8 protein-coding genes are annotated in these 4821 nt (G+C 45.1%); 4 read left to right on the top strand and 4 right to left on the bottom strand.

Annotated features, from left to right (window positions below):
- The 4 genes from ACFSW5_RS26000 to ACFSW5_RS25985 form a co-directional block, all read right to left on the bottom strand.
- On the bottom strand, positions 1–472 hold a 472-nt coding region (locus ACFSW5_RS26000; protein WP_379280437.1), incomplete at its 3' end, for an ankyrin repeat domain-containing protein.
- 144 nt (positions 473–616) lie between these two features.
- Positions 617–811, bottom strand: a complete 195-nt coding sequence (locus tag ACFSW5_RS25995) for a hypothetical protein (RefSeq protein WP_041049469.1) — start codon at positions 809–811, stop codon at positions 617–619.
- Between the two features lie 85 nt (positions 812–896).
- Complete coding sequence (locus ACFSW5_RS25990; protein WP_379280432.1) at positions 897–1301, bottom strand: hypothetical protein; 405 nt, start codon at positions 1299–1301, stop codon at positions 897–899.
- On the bottom strand, positions 1298–2656 hold the full coding sequence (locus tag ACFSW5_RS25985) for an S-layer homology domain-containing protein (RefSeq protein WP_379280429.1): 1359 nt from the start codon (positions 2654–2656) through the stop codon (positions 1298–1300). The genes ACFSW5_RS25990 and ACFSW5_RS25985 overlap by 4 nt, the downstream gene beginning before the upstream one ends.
- A 316-nt stretch (positions 2657–2972) precedes the next feature.
- Here ACFSW5_RS25985 and ACFSW5_RS25980 point away from each other — a divergent pair, with 316 nt between their 5' ends.
- From ACFSW5_RS25980 to ACFSW5_RS25965, 4 genes are all read left to right on the top strand, one after another.
- Positions 2973–3332: a helix-turn-helix domain-containing protein gene (locus ACFSW5_RS25980; RefSeq protein WP_339166928.1), complete on the top strand. Its 360-nt coding sequence runs from the start codon at positions 2973–2975 to the stop codon at positions 3330–3332.
- A 254-nt stretch (positions 3333–3586) separates the two neighbouring features.
- The gene (locus ACFSW5_RS25975) at positions 3587–3841 is read left to right on the top strand and encodes a hypothetical protein (protein WP_339166930.1); all 255 of its coding nucleotides are present in this window, start codon (positions 3587–3589) and stop codon (positions 3839–3841) included.
- A gap of 58 nt (positions 3842–3899) precedes the next feature.
- Complete coding sequence (locus ACFSW5_RS25970; RefSeq protein WP_339166932.1) at positions 3900–4394, top strand: antirestriction protein ArdA; 495 nt, start codon at positions 3900–3902, stop codon at positions 4392–4394.
- Positions 4395–4523: 129 nt separating this feature from the next.
- On the top strand, positions 4524–4742 hold the full coding sequence (locus tag ACFSW5_RS25965) for a hypothetical protein (RefSeq protein ID WP_124332270.1): 219 nt from the start codon (positions 4524–4526) through the stop codon (positions 4740–4742).
- Positions 4743–4821: the final 79 nt, after the last annotated feature.

Genomic DNA, 4821 nt, shown 5'->3' with positions numbered 1-4821 from the left:
GCAATGCCTCTTGGTTATACGTCATTTTGGCCAGCATGACTCCTTGATTTGGGTCTGCACCGCTTTCCAGCATCAATCTGATAATGTCGAGTTTGTCATACATGATCGCGAACTGAAGACCGCCGTTAATATCGGCCCCGTGCCGAATCAATAACTCCACTGCTTTTATTTGTCCCCTCTCGATTGCATCTTTCAGTGCATATGGATCATCAGCAACATTTATGCCCGCTTCAATTAATAATTGAATGACCGGCACCGGATCATCAACGTAATTTATGGCGATAGATAGATTGCCAACGAGTATCTTCTCCCCGCTTCCGTAGTTCGCTTGCTCATTCGGACTGGCACCATGGGCCAGAAGTTTTCTTATCATGTTTATGTCGCCGTTTCTGACAGCAAGATTCAATGGTGTGTACGCAGAATCGGTATGTGCATTCGGATCGGCCCCGAGTTTCAACATCCAGTCCACCATGTTCATGTCTCGTTCGTTTACTGCGGATAACAATAACCGTTCCTTCGGTATGAGCTTGATGATCATTACGACGGCAATACAACACGCTAGCAAGGACAACATGATCTTTATAAACAGCCTCACTGGTTACCTTCCTTTCAATGCTTAGTAGTATCCGGCTCTCATCTTGTCTTCGATGTTAGTCGCAATCACAAGCAAAATTACGCCAACAACCAAAATGATGAATCCGATTCCTATTTGTGTTCTCTTCTTCTTTCTAATCGAAGCAATGATATGTACAATGCCGGAAACTTCCGAAACAGCACCGATGATTTTTAACAGCAATGCCAAGGTTGCCATTGAATGTACCTTCTTTCGTATGTTTGGAGTGAAGTCTTAATGTAAATAGAGGGAGCACAGCGGCTCCCACAGATTGATTAGAAAACTACAAATTGATGCGACGAATCGCTTTATTGTCGTCATCATAAATAATGACGTTACCGTTGCTGTCAAAACTCAATTGACTGATTTTTTTGATCGGATTGCCGTCGTTGTAGGTCAGGTCATTGCCGTTGATGAAGATGTTCAGTTTACCATCTGTGGTTAACTCATAAATTGTCGTACCGCTGGATAAATAAAACTTCCCTTCATAAGCTGTAAGACTATCAAAGCTCATATTGTCAAATTTGATGACTGACTCTACTTTTCGAGGGAATAGATGAATCTTACTGAGAGTCTTATTGCCAGTGTCAAAAACATAAAAGTCTGAATCTGTTAGAACCGCGTCACCTTTGCCATATTTATTATCTTCATCCCAATAAGACGCATAGAAATTAGTCCAAAACTTCACTCCAGTATGATCGTTGCTCGCGGCATCCGAGTAGCTTCCGAACCTGTCTCCCCTTGATAAACAAAAGATTCACCACGATCACTTTCCGTCTCTGCATATACAAGTGTTTTGTCATTTAAGAATTGAAAAAAGTTATAGGATTTGTATATCGAGCGATATGAATTCAGATTATATACTGCCATTTGTACTGTTGGGTAGATTTCGTATATTAGTTCACTGGCATCGTTCATCCCTAATAAATAGACTTTATTGCTTGCTTGATTGTATACCAATTTTTTCGGGATTAATTTCGTGTAGTCGTAGTGGACTGCTTTACCGTCTTTTCTATAATCCCAGTCGAATGAGCGGTCTATTGTGATGGTTTCGACTGTACCATTTGATTTATTAAATTTGCGGACTTTATTTTTATTGTCTGCACTGTCAAGAAAGAAAATGTTTCCGTCTCCATCAAGAGTCATGCCCTTCACTGACGATATTTTTGCCTGTCTGACCGGCCCATCTACAATACCGGCCCCCATCCCGCCAACAAGTGTATCCACGCTGAATTTCGCCGCCTGCGACGGTTGTTGCGGCTGGCTTGGTGCTGTTTGTCCCGGTTGAGTTACGGGCGGTGTAGGTATTGTTGGGGTTATCGTCGATTGGTCGCCCCCTCCTACGCCTTTGTTGTCGTTGCCATACATGAATGCCCGCCACAGCAACGCGGCGGCTTCGGCCCGGGTGATGCTGTTTTGCGGACGGAACGTTTCATCGGGATACCCAGAAACAAGACCGTTCTCAACAGCGATGGCAACGTAGTCCTTCGCACTTTCCGAAATGCCCTCGTAATCCTTGAACATTGCTTCGATGATGGAGCGATTGGCCAGACGTGCAACATCGTACCCCTTCAGTTTGACGATGGCGACGGTAATATCTTCCCTCAACGCCGGTGCTGTCGGATTGTAAATGTACTCACCGTTTGCCGCCCTGTAACCGGTAAGGTAGTCTTTGGCGGTCTCAATCCAAGGCGAATACCAGTCCGTTACCTTTACGTCGCTGAACGACGAATAGTTGACTTTTTTCGCTTGCAGGCCAGCCGCTTTGACGATGATGGTTGCAAATTCAGCACGGGATATTGTGTTATCCGGACGAAACTTATGATCCGGATAACCTTCAAGCACTTTCTTGTTCACCATTTCTGCGATATATTTATACGCCCAATGGGTGTTCGGCAAATCGGTAAACGATACTGTCGGCGTATTCTGCGGCATGTTCTGAAGCTCTTCGCCGTATTCAACAGGAGCCGCAAACATCGTTCCGGTCAGGGTGAATATCATGAGGATTGCTATTAGTGCAGATGCGATTTTCTTATGTACCATTTTCATTCCTCCGTAAGCTATGAATCTACTGAAAAAACAGAGCTACATTATCAATGGACTGAAGGATAGGATAGGATAGTAGCGTAGGATGGGCATCATGGCCATCTTTTCTCCTTGTCCCTTTGAATATGGTTCACATTCATCTCTCATTTCGGTTGCTGATAAATGTCCCCCTTGATAGAAATTGTAGAATCTTGGCAGATGTATCCAAGGCAATTATACTACAAACTTCACTTTTAAGTGTAGTATTACCAACACTATGTTAGGATAAAAGTCACAATCACACTCTACTAAGCTGAAGTAGAGGTGATACATAATGGATTTCAAGCAAATGGTAGGTGAACAAATCCGCAAGATTCGAAAGTTAAGAGGCATGACGCAGGAACGTCTGGCGGAGCAATCTGGACTTAGCTTCAGCTATATAAGTGATGTTGAACGTGGAACCCGCAATATATCGCTGGAATCGTTAGGCAAGATTATCAATGCTTTGGGCGTAAGGCCCGCTCAACTGTTTGAGGATATAGATGAAATAACGGAACATTCCGGGAATGGCGAAATACAAAACAAAATCGAAGACTTGATCACTTTACTGAGTGAGCGTCAAATTGAAGAAGTGGACTTTGTTCTGACGTTGGCCCGTGAATTTCTAAACACCATTGATCGGAAGACTCGTTGAAAATATCGTATGCACAGCATTAATCGGCCCTATATAGAAGAAAAATGATATACATTTTCCGGCGGCACCCCCATGCATAATTGAAGGCGGGGGCCTTCCGTTTCATGCCCCACCCGGTTGCATAGGACTGTTGTCTGCTCATTTGGCAGATAGCAGTCCTTTTTTGTTTTTCAGGCGATAAATACCGTTTTGACAGCGAGGACACAGCGGCAAGGTGAGAGGCTTGCCAAATCACAAAGAAAGGAGGTGCTACCATGCTTCGGAAGCGATTATCGTTGAGCAGAATTGCCGTCTTGGGATTGAGCCTTAACGACGGCGATCAGCGAAATCCAATCAATGCCCAATCATACGACAGCGGCAAAGTGAATTGTGATGACTGCGGAAAGGTTTTGGATGTGCAGGAGGGAGAGGACATCTTTGTTGATGCATTTGTTTATTCCGTGCCCGAATCCAGAGTGGTATGCAGTGAGTGCTATGTGAAGTACGACAAGCTTTTGCCCCGCCGCTGAACACTAACTGAAATTGATGTCTTTATGTTGAAAAAACAATAAGAAAGGAAGATGCAGAATGTTGATCAACGTGTATATCGCCAATCTGGCGAAATACAACGAAGGGAAACTGGTTGGCCGTTGGGTCACGTTGCCAATGGAACGGCATGAACTGAAGCAATGCATCCGGGATGTGCTTGGCAAAGACGAAGAATACGCGATTCATGATTATGAATCTCCCTTTGCCATTGGCGAATACGAGGATGTGTTTGCCATAAATGATGACATGAAGATATTGAACCGTTACGACGACAGGCTGGTCGTAGCACTGTGTGAATTTCTAGGCAATCGTAATGAGGTGATTCAGGCATTGCAGGCCGGGGAGTTCATCGTGTACTACGACATCGATGATTTGGCCGACGTTGCGGAGCAGATGGTAGAAGAAGGATTGTTCGGCCATGTGCCGCCGTCAGTGATCCCATATCTGGATTACGGCAAGATCGCCCGGGATTTACAGCATGACGGTTGGTATTTGAGCCGTCAGTTGCGGATTGCCGTGCGGTTGCAGTCCTAACAGCCTGACATTTAACTCAATATCGTTGATTTGCCTGCTTGCATCAAAGCGGGTTATTTGTCGCGGGCATTTGACAGTGAAAATCACCGGTTGTGAGAGTGCCGGAACATGGAAGGGAGGTGAACGCAAATGGTCGTACGCAGAGGTTTACCGGATGAGTTGCAGACGTTATTAAAGCGGCTGGTCGCCAACGGCAGTGTGCGAATCGCGGGCACATTGCTGTACGCATGGTTCAGACGCTGTTGGGAGTTGGACGATGAGACAGCGGCCTATTACATGCGGCGATACTTTGAAAAGTATTTCAGCCGTCAACTCCAGTCTCACCGGAAACATGCAGGTGCAAAATGACCGTCGGTTCCAGACTAAGGCAAGGAGGTGAAACGAAGATGGATTATCAGGCGTTCAAACGCAACAGCCAGAAGGAATA

Source organism: Paenibacillus thailandensis (assembly GCF_042685365.1).
GTDB lineage: Bacteria > Bacillota > Bacilli > Paenibacillales > Paenibacillaceae > Paenibacillus_AP > Paenibacillus_AP thailandensis.
Note: the sequence above shows the minus strand (reverse complement) of the source record. Positions and strands in the feature narration are given on the sequence as shown.

Bases quoted from the DNA above. Each gene is read 5' to 3' on its own strand.
- ACFSW5_RS25995 (WP_041049469.1), bottom strand. From the start codon at position 811: ATGGCAACCTTGGCATTGCTGTTAAAAATCATCGGTGCTGTTTCGGAA.
- ACFSW5_RS25985 (WP_379280429.1), bottom strand. From the start codon at position 2,656: ATGGTACATAAGAAAATCGCATCTGCACTAATAGCAATCCTCATGATA.
- ACFSW5_RS25980 (WP_339166928.1), top strand. From the start codon at position 2,973: ATGGATTTCAAGCAAATGGTAGGTGAACAAATCCGCAAGATTCGAAAG.
- ACFSW5_RS25975 (WP_339166930.1), top strand. From the start codon at position 3,587: ATGCTTCGGAAGCGATTATCGTTGAGCAGAATTGCCGTCTTGGGATTG.
- ACFSW5_RS25970 (WP_339166932.1), top strand. From the start codon at position 3,900: ATGTTGATCAACGTGTATATCGCCAATCTGGCGAAATACAACGAAGGG.
- ACFSW5_RS25965 (WP_124332270.1), top strand. From the start codon at position 4,524: ATGGTCGTACGCAGAGGTTTACCGGATGAGTTGCAGACGTTATTAAAG.